The 15,822-nt window shown below is 66.5% G+C and carries 30 protein-coding genes; all 30 read left to right on the top strand.

Annotation, left to right across the window (positions count from 1 at the left end):
- A partial coding sequence (locus tag AA75_RS50115; protein WP_158515607.1) for a hypothetical protein occupies nt 1-215 on the top strand: 215 nt, incomplete at its 5' end.
- A gap of 452 nt (nt 216-667) precedes the next feature.
- Nucleotides 668-976: a 30S ribosomal protein S10 gene (gene rpsJ, locus AA75_RS34140; protein WP_012785157.1), complete on the top strand. Its 309-nt coding sequence runs from the start codon at nt 668-670 to the stop codon at nt 974-976.
- Nucleotides 977-990: 14 nt separating this feature from the next.
- A complete protein-coding gene (gene rplC / locus AA75_RS34135; protein WP_033824234.1) occupies nt 991-1,638 on the top strand; it encodes a 50S ribosomal protein L3 in 648 nt (215 codons plus the stop codon).
- Nucleotides 1,639-1,642: 4 nt separating this feature from the next.
- Entirely contained in the window at nt 1,643-2,320 is a 678-nt protein-coding gene (gene rplD / locus AA75_RS34130) for a 50S ribosomal protein L4 (RefSeq protein WP_033824233.1), read from the top strand.
- Nucleotides 2,317-2,643, top strand: coding sequence for a 50S ribosomal protein L23 (rplW, locus tag AA75_RS34125; protein WP_149038535.1), 327 nt, complete (start codon nt 2,317-2,319; stop codon nt 2,641-2,643). Before rplD ends, rplW begins: the two co-directional genes overlap by 4 nt.
- Nucleotides 2,644-2,678: 35 nt before the next feature.
- Nucleotides 2,679-3,515, top strand: a complete 837-nt coding sequence (gene rplB / locus AA75_RS34120) for a 50S ribosomal protein L2 (protein WP_033824231.1) — start codon at nt 2,679-2,681, stop codon at nt 3,513-3,515.
- A gap of 11 nt (nt 3,516-3,526) precedes the next feature.
- Nucleotides 3,527-3,808, top strand: a complete 282-nt coding sequence (gene rpsS / locus AA75_RS34115) for a 30S ribosomal protein S19 (RefSeq protein ID WP_033824230.1) — start codon at nt 3,527-3,529, stop codon at nt 3,806-3,808.
- A 58-nt stretch (nt 3,809-3,866) separates the two neighbouring features.
- Nucleotides 3,867-4,214: a 50S ribosomal protein L22 gene (gene rplV / locus AA75_RS34110; protein WP_033824229.1), complete on the top strand. Its 348-nt coding sequence runs from the start codon at nt 3,867-3,869 to the stop codon at nt 4,212-4,214.
- Complete coding sequence (gene rpsC / locus AA75_RS34105; protein ID WP_033824228.1) at nt 4,214-5,038, top strand: 30S ribosomal protein S3; 825 nt, start codon at nt 4,214-4,216, stop codon at nt 5,036-5,038. The genes rplV and rpsC overlap by 1 nt, the downstream gene beginning before the upstream one ends.
- A gap of 4 nt (nt 5,039-5,042) precedes the next feature.
- The gene (gene rplP / locus AA75_RS34100; RefSeq protein ID WP_033824227.1) at nt 5,043-5,462 is read left to right on the top strand and encodes a 50S ribosomal protein L16; all 420 of its coding nucleotides are present in this window, start codon (nt 5,043-5,045) and stop codon (nt 5,460-5,462) included.
- Nucleotides 5,462-5,686, top strand: coding sequence for a 50S ribosomal protein L29 (rpmC, locus tag AA75_RS34095; RefSeq protein ID WP_030055825.1), 225 nt, complete (start codon nt 5,462-5,464; stop codon nt 5,684-5,686). Before rplP ends, rpmC begins: the two co-directional genes overlap by 1 nt.
- Complete coding sequence (gene rpsQ, locus AA75_RS34090) at nt 5,686-5,958, top strand: 30S ribosomal protein S17 (RefSeq protein WP_033824226.1); 273 nt, start codon at nt 5,686-5,688, stop codon at nt 5,956-5,958. The genes rpmC and rpsQ overlap by 1 nt, the downstream gene beginning before the upstream one ends.
- Before the next feature lie 99 nt (nt 5,959-6,057).
- Nucleotides 6,058-6,429 carry a 50S ribosomal protein L14 gene (gene rplN, locus AA75_RS34085; RefSeq protein WP_030263487.1) on the top strand — a complete coding sequence of 124 codons (372 nt, stop codon included), beginning with the start codon at nt 6,058-6,060 and terminating at the stop codon, nt 6,427-6,429.
- Between the two features lie 15 nt (nt 6,430-6,444).
- Nucleotides 6,445-6,756, top strand: coding sequence for a 50S ribosomal protein L24 (gene rplX / locus AA75_RS34080; protein WP_030055828.1), 312 nt, complete (start codon nt 6,445-6,447; stop codon nt 6,754-6,756).
- Nucleotides 6,756-7,325: a 50S ribosomal protein L5 gene (gene rplE, locus AA75_RS34075; RefSeq protein ID WP_033824225.1), complete on the top strand. Its 570-nt coding sequence runs from the start codon at nt 6,756-6,758 to the stop codon at nt 7,323-7,325. The genes rplX and rplE overlap by 1 nt, the downstream gene beginning before the upstream one ends.
- A gap of 2 nt (nt 7,326-7,327) precedes the next feature.
- Nucleotides 7,328-7,513: a type Z 30S ribosomal protein S14 gene (locus AA75_RS34070; RefSeq protein WP_030263476.1), complete on the top strand. Its 186-nt coding sequence runs from the start codon at nt 7,328-7,330 to the stop codon at nt 7,511-7,513.
- A 267-nt stretch (nt 7,514-7,780) separates the two neighbouring features.
- On the top strand, nt 7,781-8,188 hold the full coding sequence (gene rpsH, locus AA75_RS34065; protein ID WP_033824224.1) for a 30S ribosomal protein S8: 408 nt from the start codon (nt 7,781-7,783) through the stop codon (nt 8,186-8,188).
- Between the two features lie 22 nt (nt 8,189-8,210).
- The gene (rplF, locus tag AA75_RS34060; RefSeq protein ID WP_033824223.1) at nt 8,211-8,750 is read left to right on the top strand and encodes a 50S ribosomal protein L6; all 540 of its coding nucleotides are present in this window, start codon (nt 8,211-8,213) and stop codon (nt 8,748-8,750) included.
- 3 nt (nt 8,751-8,753) lie between these two features.
- Nucleotides 8,754-9,137, top strand: a complete 384-nt coding sequence (rplR, locus tag AA75_RS34055; protein WP_035981611.1) for a 50S ribosomal protein L18 — start codon at nt 8,754-8,756, stop codon at nt 9,135-9,137.
- Nucleotides 9,138-9,186: 49 nt separating this feature from the next.
- Nucleotides 9,187-9,810: a 30S ribosomal protein S5 gene (rpsE, locus tag AA75_RS34050; RefSeq protein WP_033824222.1), complete on the top strand. Its 624-nt coding sequence runs from the start codon at nt 9,187-9,189 to the stop codon at nt 9,808-9,810.
- Nucleotides 9,810-9,992: a 50S ribosomal protein L30 gene (rpmD, locus tag AA75_RS34045; protein WP_033824221.1), complete on the top strand. Its 183-nt coding sequence runs from the start codon at nt 9,810-9,812 to the stop codon at nt 9,990-9,992. The genes rpsE and rpmD overlap by 1 nt, the downstream gene beginning before the upstream one ends.
- A 1-nt stretch (nt 9,993) precedes the next feature.
- Nucleotides 9,994-10,446, top strand: a complete 453-nt coding sequence (gene rplO / locus AA75_RS34040; RefSeq protein ID WP_035981609.1) for a 50S ribosomal protein L15 — start codon at nt 9,994-9,996, stop codon at nt 10,444-10,446.
- Nucleotides 10,447-10,728: 282 nt separating this feature from the next.
- The gene (gene secY, locus AA75_RS34035; protein ID WP_033824220.1) at nt 10,729-12,036 is read left to right on the top strand and encodes a preprotein translocase subunit SecY; all 1,308 of its coding nucleotides are present in this window, start codon (nt 10,729-10,731) and stop codon (nt 12,034-12,036) included.
- Nucleotides 12,036-12,695 (top strand): adenylate kinase, encoded by a 660-nt coding sequence (locus AA75_RS34030; RefSeq protein WP_033824219.1) that lies wholly within the window; start codon nt 12,036-12,038, stop codon nt 12,693-12,695. The genes secY and AA75_RS34030 overlap by 1 nt, the downstream gene beginning before the upstream one ends.
- Nucleotides 12,696-12,832: 137 nt before the next feature.
- On the top strand, nt 12,833-13,669 hold the full coding sequence (map, locus tag AA75_RS34025) for a type I methionyl aminopeptidase (RefSeq protein WP_033824218.1): 837 nt from the start codon (nt 12,833-12,835) through the stop codon (nt 13,667-13,669).
- A 119-nt stretch (nt 13,670-13,788) separates the two neighbouring features.
- On the top strand, nt 13,789-14,214 hold the full coding sequence (mscL, locus tag AA75_RS34020; RefSeq protein ID WP_033824217.1) for a large conductance mechanosensitive channel protein MscL: 426 nt from the start codon (nt 13,789-13,791) through the stop codon (nt 14,212-14,214).
- A 177-nt stretch (nt 14,215-14,391) separates the two neighbouring features.
- On the top strand, nt 14,392-14,613 hold the full coding sequence (gene infA, locus AA75_RS34015) for a translation initiation factor IF-1 (protein ID WP_003956442.1): 222 nt from the start codon (nt 14,392-14,394) through the stop codon (nt 14,611-14,613).
- 35 nt (nt 14,614-14,648) lie between these two features.
- Nucleotides 14,649-14,762, top strand: coding sequence for a 50S ribosomal protein L36 (rpmJ, locus tag AA75_RS34010; protein WP_003956441.1), 114 nt, complete (start codon nt 14,649-14,651; stop codon nt 14,760-14,762).
- A 180-nt stretch (nt 14,763-14,942) separates the two neighbouring features.
- The gene (rpsM, locus tag AA75_RS34005; RefSeq protein WP_033824216.1) at nt 14,943-15,323 is read left to right on the top strand and encodes a 30S ribosomal protein S13; all 381 of its coding nucleotides are present in this window, start codon (nt 14,943-14,945) and stop codon (nt 15,321-15,323) included.
- Between the two features lie 72 nt (nt 15,324-15,395).
- The gene (gene rpsK / locus AA75_RS34000; protein WP_014136257.1) at nt 15,396-15,803 is read left to right on the top strand and encodes a 30S ribosomal protein S11; all 408 of its coding nucleotides are present in this window, start codon (nt 15,396-15,398) and stop codon (nt 15,801-15,803) included.
- The last annotated feature ends 19 nt before the right edge of the window (nt 15,804-15,822 follow it).

Here is a 15,822-nt window from a genome sequence, read left to right as displayed (position 1 = left end):
CCAAGGGCACCATGGGCCTCGACGCCTGGCGCGCCCACACCGTGCAGCGGCCGGACGGCAGGTGCCCCGCGCACTCGCCGGTGCCCGTCTGCGACCCGGTCGACATCTCCTACTTCGGCCAGGACGCGGACGACGACAAGGACCTGTGGTGCGGCGGCGTCCCGGCCGGCGACTGGCCCGCGGTCTGCGGCCGCAAGGCCCCGTGGGACAGGTGACCCGGACGGCCCCGATTGGCTTTCCGAACGCCAGGTGTGGCAGTATGTCCAAGTTGCTCGGTTGAGTGCCGATGCTGCGCGCCTCCCGTCGGGAGGACCGGAAGCGAGTCCCATGTACTCGTCGTTCCCGTGATGGCCGTTCATGTGTTCACGTGCTGTATGTGAATGCAGTGGTGTGTAGTCGACACCGCGGCAGCTGCGGGGCGGACGTACGGGAATCTTCCGGGAAGCGTGTGCGGGGCCTCGATCCGGCGCCTGGTGGGTGCAAGACCTGCCGAACCGGCGGAAATCTGATCCAGGGGGAACCCTGATCGGATTTTTTGCAAGCGGGAGTGCGACACGCCCGACCGCGTGGGTCGGACGGCAACCACCCAGGGGCGCCACCGGACCAGTCCACCCGGACGAATCCGGCAGTAGAAGCAGCAGACGAGACAAAGGACTACTGAGTAGCCATGGCGGGACAGAAGATCCGCATCCGGCTCAAGGCCTACGACCACGAGGTGATTGACTCCTCGGCGAAGAAGATCGTCGAGACCGTCATTCGCACTGGTGCGCAGGTCGCGGGCCCGGTGCCGCTGCCCACTGAGAAGAACGTGTACTGCGTCATCCGCTCGCCGCACAAGTACAAGGACTCGCGCGAGCACTTCGAGATGCGCACTCACAAGCGTCTGATCGACATCCTCGACCCGACCCCGAAGACCGTTGACTCGCTGATGCGCCTCGACCTTCCGGCCGGCGTCGACATCGAGATCAAGCTCTGAGAGGCGCGACGAAGATGGCAAAGCAGATTAAGGGCATCCTGGGCGAGAAGCTCGGCATGACCCAGGTCTGGGACGAGAACAACCGGATCGTTCCGGTGACCGTCGTCAAGGCCGGGCCCAATGTCGTGACCCAGGTCCACACCGCCGACAGCGCGAGCGGCTACGACGCCGTGCAGATCGGCTTCGGCGAGATCGACCCCCGCAAGGTGAACAAGCCCCTCGCGGGCCACTTCGCCAAGGCCGGTGTCACCCCGCGCCGCCACCTGGTCGAGCTGCGTACCTCGGACGCGTCCGAGTACACCCTCGGCCAGGAGATCACCGCTGAGCTGTTCGAGGCGGGTGTCAAGGTCGACGTGACCGGCACCTCCAAGGGCAAGGGCTTCGCCGGTGTCATGAAGCGTCACAACTTCAAGGGCCTCGGCGCCGGTCACGGCACCCAGCGCAAGCACCGTTCGCCCGGTTCCATCGGTGGCTGCGCCACCCCGGGTCGCGTGTTCAAGGGCATGCGGATGGCGGGTCGGATGGGCCACGAGCGTGTGACCACCCAGAACCTGACCGTGCACGCCGTTGACGCGGAGAAGGGCCTGCTCCTGATCAAGGGCGCAATCCCGGGCCCGAACGGCGGCCTCGTCCTCGTCCGCACCGCGGCGAAGGGGCTGTGAGGATATGAGCACCATTGACATCCTGTCGCCGGCCGGCGACAAGGCCGGCAGCCTCGAGCTGCCCGCCGAGATCTTCGACGCCAAGGTCAGCATCCCGCTGATGCACCAGGTCGTCGTGGCGCAGCTCGCTGCCGCCCGTCAGGGCACCCACAAGACCAAGACCCGTGGCGAGGTCCGCGGCGGCGGCAAGAAGCCGTACCGCCAGAAGGGCACCGGCCGCGCCCGTCAGGGCTCGACCCGTGCGCCGCAGTTCGCCGGCGGTGGCGTCGTGCACGGTCCCGTGCCGCGTGACTACTCGCAGCGGACCCCGAAGAAGATGATCGCTGCCGCCCTGCGCGGTGCGCTCACCGACCGGGCCCGCCACAACCGCATCCACGTCGTCACCGACGTGGTCGCGACCGAGGCGCCGTCGACCAAGGCCGCCAAGGGTCTGTTCGGCAAGATCACCGACCGCAAGAACGTCCTCCTGGTCGTCGAGCGTGCGGACGAGCTGGGCCTCAAGTCCGCTCGCAACCTGCCGAACGTGCACATCCTGGACGCCGGCCAGCTGAACACCTACGACGTGCTCGTCTCCGACGATGTGGTCTTCACCCAGGCTGCCTTCGAGCGTTTCGTGGCCGGTCCGGCCGCGTCCGCCAAGGCTGTTGCCGCTGAGGGCGAGCTCGAAGGGAGCGCCGCCTGATGGCTGCAGAGATCACGAGCAAGACGTACACGGACCCGCGTGACGTCCTGGTGAAGCCGGTCATCTCCGAGAAGAGCTACTCGCTCCTCGACGAGAACAAGTACACGTTCATCGTGTCGCCGGGTGCCAACAAGACCCAGATCAAGCAGGCCGTCGAGGCGGTCTTCTCGGTCAAGGTCGAGGCCGTCAACACGCTCAACCGTCAGGGCAAGCGCAAGCGCTCCAAGACGGGCTTTGGCAAGCGCAAGGACACCAAGCGCGCCATCGTGACGCTGGCCGAGGGCAACCGCATCGACATCTTCGGTGGTCCGGCCTCCGCCTGACGGGGTCGTGATCGTCGATAAGGACGAGGACGAAAATGGGTATCCGCAAGTACAAGCCGACTACGCCGGGCCGCCGTGGCTCCAGCGTGGCCGACTTCGTCGAAATCACGCGGTCCACGCCGGAGAAGTCGCTGGTTCGCCCGCTGCACAGCAAGGGCGGCCGTAACAACGCCGGTCGTGTCACCGCTCGCCACCAGGGTGGCGGCCACAAGCGCGCCTACCGCGTGATCGACTTCCGTCGTCACGACAAGGACGGCGTGCCGGCCAAGGTCGCTCACATCGAGTACGACCCGAACCGCACCGCGCGCATCGCGCTCCTGCACTACGCGGACGGCGAGAAGCGCTACATCATCGCCCCCCGCGGCGTTGCTCAGGGTGACCGGATCGAGAACGGCCCCGCGGCCGACATCAAGCCGGGCAACAACCTGCCGCTGCGCAACATCCCGGTTGGTACCACCATCCACGCGGTGGAGCTCCGTCCCGGTGGCGGTGCCAAGATGGCCCGCTCCGCCGGTGCCGGCATCCAGCTCCTCGCCCGTGAGGGTCGCATGGCGCACCTGCGCATGCCCTCCGGTGAGATCCGCCTGGTCGACGCCCGCTGCCGCGCCACCATCGGCGAGGTCGGCAACGCCGAGCAGTCGAACATCAACTGGGGCAAGGCCGGCCGTATGCGCTGGAAGGGCGTCCGCCCGACCGTGCGTGGTGTCGCCATGAACCCGATCGACCACCCGCACGGTGGTGGTGAGGGTAAGACCTCCGGTGGTCGTCACCCGGTCTCGCCGTGGGGCAAGCCCGAGGGCCGCACCCGTCGCCCGAACAAGGCGTCGGACAAGCTCATCGTGCGCCGCCGCAAGACCAACAAGAAGCGCTAGGAGCAGGTCAGATGCCGCGCAGTCTCAAGAAGGGCCCCTTCATCGACGGCCACCTTCTCAAGAAGGTGGACGCGCAGAACGAGGCGGGCACCCAGAACGTCATCAAGACCTGGTCCCGTCGTTCCGTGATCTTCCCGGCCATGCTCGGCCACACGATCGCGGTTCACGATGGCCGCAAGCACGTCCCGGTGTTCGTCACCGAGTCGATGGTCGGCCACAAGCTCGGCGAGTTCGCCCCCACGCGCACCTTCAAGGGGCACGTGAAGGAAGACCGCAAGTCGAAGCGTCGCTAAGCGTCGCGAGCTTGAGCGCCAGCAAGACTCAATGACTTACACCAGCAAGGGGACAACCATGGAAGCCAGGGCCCAGGCGCGGTACATCCGCGTCACGCCCATGAAGGCCCGCCGCGTGGTGGACCTCATCCGTGGCCTGAACGCCACGGAGGCCCAGGCGGTCCTGCGTTTCGCTCCGCAGGCCGCAACCGTGCCGGTCGGCAAGGTGCTCGACAGCGCCATCGCCAACGCCGTGCACAACTACAACCACAACAACGTGGACGACCTCGTGATCTCCGAGGCGTACGTTGACGAGGGCCCGACCCTGAAGCGGTTCCGCCCGCGTGCCCAGGGCCGTGCCTACCGGATCCGCAAGCGGACCAGCCACATCACCGTGGTCGTCAGCAGCAAGGAAGGGACCCGGTAATGGGCCAGAAGGTTAACCCGCACGGGTTCCGCCTCGGCATCAGCACGGACTTCAAGTCCCGCTGGTACGCCGACAAGCTGTACAAGGACTACGTCAAGGAAGACGTTGCCATTCGTCGCATGATGACGAAGGGCATGGAGCGGGCCGGCATCTCGAAGGTCGAGATCGAGCGCACCCGCGACCGCGTCCGCGTCGACATCCACACCGCGCGTCCGGGCATCGTCATCGGCCGCCGCGGCGCGGAGGCCGACAAGATCCGGGGCAACCTGGAGAAGCTGACCGGCAAGCAGGTCCAGCTGAACATCCTCGAGGTCAAGAACCCCGAGCTGGACGCCCAGCTCGTGGCTCAGGGCGTCGCGGAGCAGCTGTCCTCCCGCGTCTCCTTCCGTCGCGCCATGCGTAAGAGCATGCAGTCGACCATGAAGGCCGGCGCCAAGGGCATCAAGGTCCAGTGCTCCGGTCGTCTCGGCGGCGCCGAGATGAGCCGTTCGGAGTTCTACCGCGAGGGCCGTGTGCCGCTGCACACCCTTCGTGCGAACGTCGACTACGGCTTCTTCGAGGCCAAGACCACCTTCGGCCGCATCGGCGTGAAGGTCTGGATCTACAAGGGCGACGTCAAGAACATCGCCGAGGTCCGCGCTGAGAACGCTGCTGCCCGCTCGGGCAACCGCCCGGCCCGCAACGACGCCCGCCCCGCGCGTGGCGAGCGTGGCGGCGCCCGTGGTGGCGAGCGCGGTGGCCGTGGCCGTCGCCCGCAGGGCACCGAGGCTTCGGCCCCGGTGACCGAGGCTCCGGCTGCTGAGAACACCGGAACGGAGGCCTGACCCCATGCTGATCCCTCGTAGGGTCAAGCACCGCAAGCAGCACCACCCCAAGCGCCGTGGCGCTGCCAAGGGTGGCACCGAGCTCGCGTTCGGCGAGTACGGCATCCAGGCCGTCACCCCGGCCTACGTGACGAACCGTCAGATCGAGTCCGCTCGTATCGCGATCACCCGTCACATCCGCCGTGGTGGCAAGGTCTGGATCAACATCTACCCGGACCGCCCGCTCACCAAGAAGCCGGCCGAGACCCGCATGGGTTCCGGTAAGGGTTCGCCCGAGTGGTGGATCGCGAACGTGCACCCGGGTCGGGTCATGTTCGAGCTGTCGTACCCCAACGAGAAGGTGGCTCGTGAGGCGCTGACCCGCGCAGCTCACAAGCTCCCGATGAAGTGCCGGATTGTCCGGCGCGAGGCAGGTGAGAGCTGATGTCGGCCGGCACCAAGGCTGCTGAGCTGCGCGAGCTGGACAACGAGGGTCTCGTTGCCAAGCTCCGCGAGGCCAAGGAGGAGCTGTTCAACCTCCGCTTCCAGGCGGCGACCGGGCAGCTCGACAACCACGGACGGCTCAAGCTCGTCCGTAAGGACATCGCGCGGATCTACACCCTGATGCGCGAGCGCGAGCTGGGCATCGAGACGGTGGAGAACGCCTGATGACTGAGAACACCAACGAGACGCGCGGTTTCCGCAAGACCCGTGAGGGTCTCGTCGTCAGCGACAAGATGGACAAGACCGTCGTCGTCGCCGTCGAGGACCGCGTCAAGCACGCTCTGTACGGCAAGGTCATCCGCCGTACGAACAAGCTGAAGGCGCACGACGAGCAGAACGCTTGCGGCATCGGCGACCGGGTCCTCCTGATGGAGACCCGCCCGCTGTCCGCGACGAAGCGCTGGCGCGTCGTCGAGATCCTCGAGAAGGCCAAGTAACGAAGCCGATGTGGTACGGCCGTATGTGCTCGATGTCGAGAGACGATCGAGTGAGCAGCGGCCGGCCCGTCGACTCTCGTTGACGATCAGGAGAAAGCTGTGATCCAGCAGGAGTCGCGACTGCGCGTCGCCGACAACACTGGTGCCAAGGAGATCCTTTGCATCCGTGTTCTCGGTGGCTCCGGTCGCCGCTACGCCGGTATCGGGGACGTCATCGTCGCCACCGTCAAGGACGCGATCCCCGGCGGTTCGGTGAAGAAGGGTGACGTCGTCAAGTGCGTCATCGTTCGCACCGTCAAGGAGCGTCGTCGTCCGGATGGCTCGTACATCCGTTTCGACGAGAACGCTGCGGTTGTTCTGAAGAACACCGATGGTGACCCCCGTGGCACCCGCATCTTCGGCCCGGTGGGCCGCGAGCTGCGTGACAAGAAGTTCATGAAGATCATCTCGCTGGCGCCGGAGGTGCTCTAACCCATGGCGAACAGCATGAAGATCAAGAAGGGTGACCTGGTTCAGGTCATCACCGGCAAGGACCGCGGCAAGCAGGGCAAGGTCATCCAGGCCATGCCCGCCGAGAACAAGGTCCTCGTCGAGGGTGTGAACCGGGTCAAGAAGCACACCAAGCCGGGCCCGGGCACCCAGGGTGGCATCGTCACCGTCGAGGCCCCGGTGCACGTCTCCAACGTCCAGCTGGTCGTTGAGAAGGACGGCAAGAAGGTCGTCACCCGCGTTGGTTACCGCTTCGACGACGAGGGCAACAAGATCCGCGTTGCCAAGCGGACCGGTGAGGACATCTGATGTCTGAGACGACTGTTGAGAAGGTGGCCCCCCGCCTCAAGGAGCGTTACAACTCCGAGATCAAGGGCCAGCTGCACGAGCAGTTCTCGTACGAGAACGTCATGCTGATCCCCGGCCTGGTCAAGGTCGTGGTCAACATGGGTGTCGGCGAGGCGGCCCGTGACAGCAAGCTGATCGAGGGCGCGATCAAGGACCTGACCGCGATCACCGGCCAGAAGCCGGCCGTGACCAAGGCCCGCAAGTCCATCGCGCAGTTCAAGCTGCGCGAGGGTCAGCCGATCGGCGCCCACGTCACCCTCCGTGGTGACCGCATGTGGGAGTTCGTGGACCGTCTGGTGTCGCTGGCGCTGCCGCGTATCCGTGACTTCCGCGGCCTCTCGCCCAAGCAGTTCGACGGCCGTGGCAACTACACCTTCGGTCTCACCGAGCAGGTCATGTTCCACGAGATCGACCAGGACAAGGTCGACCGTCAGCGCGGTATGGACATCACCGTCGTGACCACCGCTCAGACCGACGATGAAGGCCGGGCGCTGCTGCGTGCCCTGGGCTTCCCGTTCAAGGAGGCGTGAGCATGGCGAAGAAGGCCCTGATCGCAAAGGCCGAGCGCAAGCCGAAGTTCGGCGTGCGGGCCTACACCCGTTGCCAGCGGTGCGGTCGTCCGCACTCTGTCTACCGCAAGTTCGGCCTGTGCCGTGTGTGCCTCCGTGAGATGGCGCACCGCGGCGAGCTGCCGGGTGTGACCAAGAGCTCCTGGTAATCCGGGCGCGCTAGGCACACAGCTACGCGACGCAGTGGTGCCCGGCCCCCCACTTTTGGGTCTCCGTTCGGAATCCCGTAAGGTGGTGGGGTCGGGCCCCCTGCCGCGGCATCTCCTATAGGTGCTCGCGGCTCTCTCACGAGGGCTCGCACCCAGTCTTACTACGCCGCAAGTCCCCTGCGCTTGTGCCCCTTTCGCACTCTTTTGCGAGTGCGCGGAGGGGGACCTGGCGCGGAGAAACTGTGGCGAGAGAGGCCTGAGGCCATCATGACCATGACCGACCCCATCGCAGACATGCTCACGCGTCTGCGTAACGCGAACTCGGCGTACCACGACACCGTGGCGATGCCGGCCAGCAAGATCAAGGCGCACGTCGCCGAGATCCTGCAGCAGGAGGGGTACATCTCCTCCTACAAGGTTGAGGAGCCGGTTGAGGGCGAGGTCGGCAAGAAGCTGACCATCGAGCTCAAGTTCGGCCCGAACCGTGAGCGCTCCATCGCCGGCATCAAGCGCATCAGCAAGCCGGGTCTGCGTGTTTACGCAAAGTCCACCAACCTGCCGAAGGTGCTCGGCGGCCTGGGCGTGGCGATCATCTCCACGTCCTCGGGTCTCCTCACCGACAAGCAGGCCGCCAAGAAGGGCGTAGGCGGAGAAGTTCTCGCCTACGTCTGGTAATTCGGGAAACGGAGGTACAGCAATGTCTCGCATTGGACGGCTGCCCATCCCGGTTCCCGCCGGCGTGGACGTCACCATCGATGGCCGCGAGGTGTCGGTGAAGGGCCCCAAGGGCTCCCTCACCCACGTCGTCGCCGCGCCGATCGAGATCGGCAAGGGCGAGGACGGCACTCTGCTCGTCTCCCGCCCGAACGACGAGCGTCAGTCGAAGGCCCTGCACGGCCTGTCGCGGACGCTGGTGGCGAACATGATCACCGGCGTGACCGCGGGCTACCGCAAGTCGCTGGAGATCAGCGGTGTTGGTTACCGAGTCGCTGCGAAGGGCTCCGCCATGGAGTTCCAGCTCGGCTACAGCCACCCGATCCTGATCGAGGCCCCGGAGGGCATCTCCTTCGTGGTCGAGTCGCCCACCAAGTTCCACGTGGACGGGATCGACAAGCAGCTGGTCGGCGAGGTTTCGGCCAAGATCCGCAAGCTGCGCAAGCCTGACCCGTACAAGGCCAAGGGCGTCAAGTACGCGGGCGAGGTCATCCGCCGCAAGGTCGGAAAGAGTGGTAAGTAAGCGATGAGCGTCTCTGTCAAGATCGGCAAGGGCAACGCCTACAAGAACGCCGCCCGCAAGCGCCGCGCCATCCGCGTTCGCAAGCGCGTCGTCGGCACCGAGGTGCGTCCGCGCCTCGTTGTGACGCGCTCGAACCGTCACATGGTCGCCCAGGTCATCGACGACGCCAAGGGTCACACCCTGGCGTCGGCGTCCACCCTCGATGTTTCCATCCGTGGCAACGAGGGCGACAAGACCGAGCTGGCCAAGAAGGTCGGAAGCCTGGTCGCCGAGCGCGCCAAGGCCGCCGGCATCGAGTCGGTCGTCTTCGACCGCGCGGGCAACCGGTACGCCGGCCGCATCGCCGCCCTGGCGGACGCGGCCCGTGAGGCCGGGCTCGACTTCTAAGCCCGCTCGTCGGCCTAGTCGACGGACGTAATCGAGAGAGGTAATTCCAATGGCTGGACCCCAGCGCCGCGGTAGCGGCGCCGGCGGCGGCACCGGCGGTGGCGAGCGGCGTGACCGTAAGCGTGACGACCGGGGCAACGCTCCCGCCGTCGAGAAGACCGCTTACGTTGAGCGCGTCGTAGCGATCAACCGTGTCGCCAAGGTTGTCAAGGGTGGTCGTCGTTTCAGCTTCACCGCGCTGGTCGTGGTGGGCGACGGTGACGGCACCGTGGGTGTCGGATACGGCAAGGCGAAGGAGGTTCCGGCCGCCATCGCCAAGGGCGTTGAGGAGGCCAAGAAGAACTTCTTCAAGGTCCCCCGTATCCAGGGCACCATTCCGCACCCGATCCAGGGCGAGAAGGCCGCCGGCGTCGTGCTGCTGAAGCCGGCGTCCCCCGGTACCGGTGTTATCGCCGGTGGCCCGGTGCGTGCCGTCCTGGAGTGCGCCGGCGTTCACGACATCCTGTCGAAGTCGCTCGGCTCGGACAACGCGATCAACATCGTGCACGCCACCGTGGCTGCTCTGAAGGGCCTCGTGCGCCCCGAGGAGATCGCCGCCCGCCGTGGCCTGCCGCTGGAGGACGTGGCTCCCGCCGCTCTGCTGCGGGCGCGTGCTGCAGGGGTGAGCGCCTGATGGCTCGCCTCAAGATCACGCAGACCAAGTCCTACATCGGTAGCAAGCAGAACCACCGTGAAACCCTTCGTTCGCTTGGTCTCAAGCGGATGAACGACGTGGTCGTGAAGGAGGACCGTCCCGAGATCCGCGGGATGGCCCAGACTGTCCGTCACCTCGTCACGGTCGAGGAGGTTGACTGACATGGCGGACAATCCGCTGAAGGTCCACAACCTGAAGCCTGCCCCGGGTGCCAAGACCGCCAAGATCCGTGTGGGTCGTGGTGAGGGTTCCAAGGGTAAGACCGCAGGTCGTGGTACCAAGGGCACCAAGGCCCGCTACCAGGTTCCGCAGCGCTTCGAGGGTGGCCAGATGCCCCTCCACATGCGCCTGCCGAAGCTGAAGGGCTTCAAGAACCCGGCCCACAAGCAGTTCCAGGTCGTGAACCTGGACAAGCTGGCCGAGCTCTACCCGCAGGGTGGCGAGGTCACCGTGGCCGACCTGGTCGCGAAGGGCGCCGTTCGCAAGAACGAGCTCGTCAAGGTCCTCGGCCAGGGCGACATCGCGGTGGCGCTGCAGGTGACGGTCGACGCCGTCTCCGGCTCCGCGGCCGAGAAGATCACCGCCGCCGGCGGCACCGTCACCGAGCTCCTCTGAGCCTGCTGACCATCGAGCCCCGCACTTCCCGAAAGGGGGGTGCGGGGCTCGCTGTATTTGTGGGCGAATTGTGTGCCAAAACCGGGCAAGCCGTCCCCCGTCAGTGGGGGAGCGGCGGCTCAAGCTTCTGCCTGATGCCCGTGCACTGTTAGAGTCCGTGGAGTTCCCTTGTACGCTGGCGCCAGGCTTGCCTGTGCCGGCCCCTACCGGGGCTCGCAATCCACTCTCCCCATTCAGGACCGACCCTCCCGCCGACGATGTGCGGGAGGCGCAGGAGGCACCGTGCTCAGTGCGTTCGCGCGGGCGTTCCAGACGCCCGACCTGCGCAAGAAGCTGCTGTTCACGCTGGGCATCATGGTGCTGTTCAGGGCGGGCGCGCACATTCCCGTACCGGGCGTCAACTTTGTCGCCGTGAACCAGTGTCTGCAGGACAAGCCGGGCGGCCTGTTCGCCCTGGTGAACCTCTTCAGTGGTAACGCGCTGCTCCAGCTGACGATCTTCGCGCTCGGGATCATGCCGTACATCACGGCCAGCATCATCCTCCAGCTCCTGACCGTGGTGATCCCGCGGCTCGAGGCGCTGAAGAAGGAGGGGCAGGCCGGTACCGCGAAGATCACCCAGTACACCCGCTACCTGACCATCGCGCTCGCCGTGCTCCAGGGCACCGGCATCGTCGCGACGGCCTCCAGCGGCGCCCTGTTCAGTGGCTGCGCCTACGCCGACCAGGTCGTGCCGGACCAGTCCGTCTTCCGGATCGCCACCATGGTCATCACCATGACCGCGGGCACCACGGTGATCATGTGGCTCGGTGAGCTGATCACCGACCGCGGCATCGGCAACGGCATGTCCATCCTGATCTTCACCTCGATCGCGGCCGGCTTCCCCGGCTCGATGTGGGCGATCAAGCAGTCCGGCACCATCGGCGGCGGCTGGGTCGAGTTCTTCGCGGTCATCGCGGTCGGCATCGTCGTGGTCGGCCTGGTCATCTTCGTGGAGCAGGCGCAGCGCCGGATCCCGGTGCAGTACGCGAAGCGCATGATCGGCCGGAAGGCGTTCGGCGGGACCTCGACCTACATCCCGCTCAAGGTCAACCAGGCGGGTGTGATCCCGGTCATCTTCGCGTCCTCGCTGCTCTACATCCCGGCGCTGGTGGTCCAGCTCACCAACAGCCAGGCGGGCTGGGCGGCCTGGATCCGGACCAACTTCGTCAAGGGCGACCACCCGGTCTACATGATCACGTACTTCGTGCTGATCGTGTTCTTCGCTTTCTTCTACGTGGCCATCTCCTTCAACCCCGAAGAAGTTGCCGACAATATGAAGAAGTATGGTGGGTTCATCCCGGGGATCCGGGCCGGCCGACCGACGGCCGAGTACCTGAACTACGTGCTCACCCGTATCACGTGGCCGGGTTCGCTCTACCTGGGTCTGATCGCGTTGATCCCGATGATCGCCCTGGTCGCCTTCGGACAGCAGACCAACTTCCCGTTCGGCGGCACCAGCGTCCTCATCGTCGTCGGCGTGGGCCTCGAAACTGTCAAGCAGATCGAGAGCCAACTCCAGCAGCGTAACTACGAAGGGTTCCTCCGCTGATGCGAATCGTCCTCGTCGGGCCTCCCGGGGCCGGGAAGGGTACTCAGGCGCACGTCCTGGCCAAGACCCTGTCCATCCCGCACATCTCCACCGGAGACCTGTTCCGCGCCAACATCAGCCAGGGCACCCCGCTGGGGCTCGAGGCGAAGGCGTACATGAACGAGGGCCGTCTGGTACCGGACGAGGTCACCATCGGGATGGCCAAGGACCGGATGCTCCAGGCGGACGCCGCGGGCGGCTTCCTGCTCGACGGCTTCCCGCGGAACATCGGCCAGGCCAAGGCCCTGGACGAGTTCCTGGCCGAGCAGGCCATCTCCCTGGACGGCGTGCTGGACCTGGAGGTGCCGGAGGACGAGGTCGTCAACCGGATCGCCGGGCGCCGGCTCTGCCGCAACGACGGGGGCCACGTCTACCACGTGGTCTACAACCCGTCGAAGGAGGAGGGCGTCTGCGACGAGTGCGGCGGCGAGCTGTACCAGCGTCCGGACGACACCGAGGACAAGGTGCGGACCCGGCTGGAGGTCTACCACACGGAGACCGAGCCGATCATCGACTACTACGCGCAGCAGGGCCTGCTGGTGACCATCCCGGCCCTCGGCAAGGTGGACGAGGTCACCGCGCGGGCGATCGCCGCGCTGGAGAAGAACAAGGACGCCTGAGCGTCCTCGCAGGGCCAGTGAGACGGCCGGGGCGCCCCGCACGGGGCGCCCCGGCCGTTTGCGGCGTCGTACGGTGGTAGGTGCACGGCCGCCCGGCAAGGACCGGGCGCGCGACGAACAGTGGAAGGCGTGACCGGATGGTGGAGATCAAGACCCCCGAGCAGATCGCGAAGATGCGGACGGCCGGGCTGGTCGTCGCCGAAGCGCTCAAGGCCTGCCGGGAGGCGGTCGCCCCGGGTGTGACCACCCAGGAACTCAACGACATCGCGGCGAAGGTGATCGCCGACCACGGCGCCACCTCGAACTTCCGCGCGCACCACGGCGGTCTGTGGTTCCCGGGCGTGATCTGCGCCTCGGTGAACAACGAGGTGGTCCACGGGATCCCCGGCGAGCGGGTGCTCCAGGAGGGCGACCTGATCTCGATCGACTGCGGCGCGATCGTGGACGGCTGGCACGGCGACGCCGCCATCACCGTCCCGGTCGGCGAGGTCAAGCCGGAGCACGCCCTGCTGAGCCGGGTCACCGAGGGCTCGATGTGGGCCGGCATCGCCCAGATGAAGAAGGGCAACCGGCTGGCCGACGTCTCCCGCGCGATCGAGGGCTACATCCGCCGCCAGCCGCTGCCGCCCAAGGGCAAGTGGGGCATCACCGAGGGCTACGGCGGCCACGGCATCGGCACCGCGATGCACATGGAGCCGCACGTGCTGAACTACGTGGCCGGCCGGGGCAAGGGCCCCAAGCTGATCCCGGGCACGGTGCTGGCGATCGAGCCGATGGTGGGCCTCGGCACGCCGCACACCACGGTGCTGGAGGACGACTGGACGGTCGTCACCGACGACGGCACCTGGGCCTCGCACTGGGAGCACTCGGTGGCCGTCACCGAGCAGGGCCCGCTGGTGCTGACCGCGTTCGACGGCGGCCGGGCCGAACTCGCCAAGCTGGGCATCACCGCAGCTCCGGACCCGCTGGCCTGACCGACGCGGTGTCAGGGCCTGGAGGCTTTCGCCTCCAGGCCCTTTGTCCTATTTTGACACTGGCGGACTTTTCGCTAGGCTCCGGCGTTTGACGGCCACCACAACACAAGGGGCGAGCAGTGCTCAAGGGCTTCCGCGACTTCATGATGCGCGGCAACGTGATCGACATGGCGGTCGGTGTCGTCATCGGTGCCGCCTTCACCGGGGTCGTGACCGGGTTCGTGTCCGCGTTCCTCACCCCGCTGGTCGGTGTGGTGGTCGGCGCGGCCGGTGACTTCAGCAGCTACAGGTTCACCGTGGCCGGGGTCACCTTCCCGTACGGGCAGTTCCTCAACGTGCTGATCGCGTTCGTGATGACCGCCGCGGTGCTGTACTTCTGCGTGGTGCTGCCGGTCACCAAGGCGAGCGCCCGGTACCTGCCGAAGAAGCCGAAGACCCCGAAGCGTCCCTGCCCGGAGTGCCTGACCGAGATCCCGCAGGCGGCCCGCCGCTGTGCCTCCTGCACCGCGGTGGTCGAGCCGGTGACGGCGGGCGTCACGTACTGAGCGTGACCGGTCGGCATCGTTTTGGCGTCAGGTTGCTGCCTGACGTAGACTGATGCGTCGGCTCACTCGTAGCGTGCTTCGGCACGCCCTCTTCCCGTGAGGGTTGGGGTGGACCCAGGCTCGCACACGAGCGTGCCGCATGCGGTAGCCGGCCCCGGAAGGTGGATCTCGCAGTTCATGGCAAAGAAGCAAGGCGCCATTGAGATCGAGGGCACCGTGATCGAGTCTCTTCCGAACGCCATGTTCAAGGTCGAGCTGCAGAACGGTCACAAGGTCCTCGCGCACATCAGCGGCAAGATGCGGATGCACTACATCCGCATCCTCCCGGACGACCGGGTTGTCGTGGAGCTCAGCCCTTACGACCTGACTCGCGGCCGGATCGTCTACCGGTACAAGTAAAAACCTGTCAGATCTAGACCCGGAGAACCTGAACCATGAAGGTCAAGCCGAGCGTCAAGAAGATCTGCGACAAGTGCAAGGTGATCCGCCGTCACGGCCGGGTCATGGTGATCTGCGACAACCTGCGCCACAAGCAGCGCCAGGGCTGATCTCTCCCCAGCATTTCTCGTAGTACTTCGCGCGACGCGCACAACGTCATAACGCGGGCTGCCCGATCCGTCCCCCTCGTGGGACGGACTGCCACCCCCGGTCAGAGGCCGGGGCTCCCTCGCCGAGAGGTGTTGGAGTAGGTACCCCGTAAGACCTCTGAAGAACCACAGGAGCCATGAATGGCACGCCTCGCCGGCGTTGATCTCCCCCGTGAGAAGCGGATCGAGATCGCCCTTACCTACGTCTACGGCATCGGCCGTACCCGCGCCCAGCAGACGCTGGCCGAGACCGGTGTGAGCCCGGACGTCCGCGTCCGCGACATCTCCGAGGACGACCTCGTCAAGCTGCGCGAGTACATCGACGCCAACTACAAGGTCGAGGGTGACCTCCGCCGTGAGGTGGCCGCCGACATCCGCCGCAAGGTCGAGATCGGCTGCTACGAGGGTCTGCGTCACCGCCGTGGCCTGCCCGTCCGCGGTCAGCGCACCCACACCAACGCGCGTACCCGCAAGGGCCCGCGTCGCGCGATTGCCGGCAAGAAGAAGCCGGGCAAGAAGTAGTCCGTCCCGTAACCGGACATCCCTCCGGCCCGCGGGTTAGCGGACCGACCACCTCAGTAGGAGAACAGACTTATGCCCCCCAAGGGTCGTCAGGCTGCCGGCGCGAAGAAGATCCGCCGCAAGGAGAAGAAGAACGTCGCTCACGGGCACGCCCACATCAAGAGCACGTTCAACAACACCATCGTTTCGATCACCGACCCCTCGGGCAACGTGATCTCCTGGGCCTCTGCCGGCCACGTCGGCTTCAAGGGCTCGCGCAAGTCCACCCCGTTCGCCGCGCAGATGGCCGCCGAGGCCGCCGCGCGTCGTGCGCAGGAGCACGGCATGCGCAAGGTCGACGTCTTCGTGAAGGGTCCGGGCTCCGGCCGCGAGACCGCGATCCGCTCGCTCCAGGCCACCGGCCTGGAGGTCGGCTCGATCCAGGACGTCACCCCCACCCCGCACAACGGCTGCCGTCCGCCGAAGCGCCGCCGCGTTTGATCCGGCGCCTTCGGGCAGC

Origin of the sequence: Kitasatospora sp. MBT63, from assembly GCF_000710465.2 — a bacterium.
GTDB lineage: Bacteria > Actinomycetota > Actinomycetes > Streptomycetales > Streptomycetaceae > Kitasatospora.
This window is presented reverse-complemented; position numbering and strand designations above follow the sequence as displayed.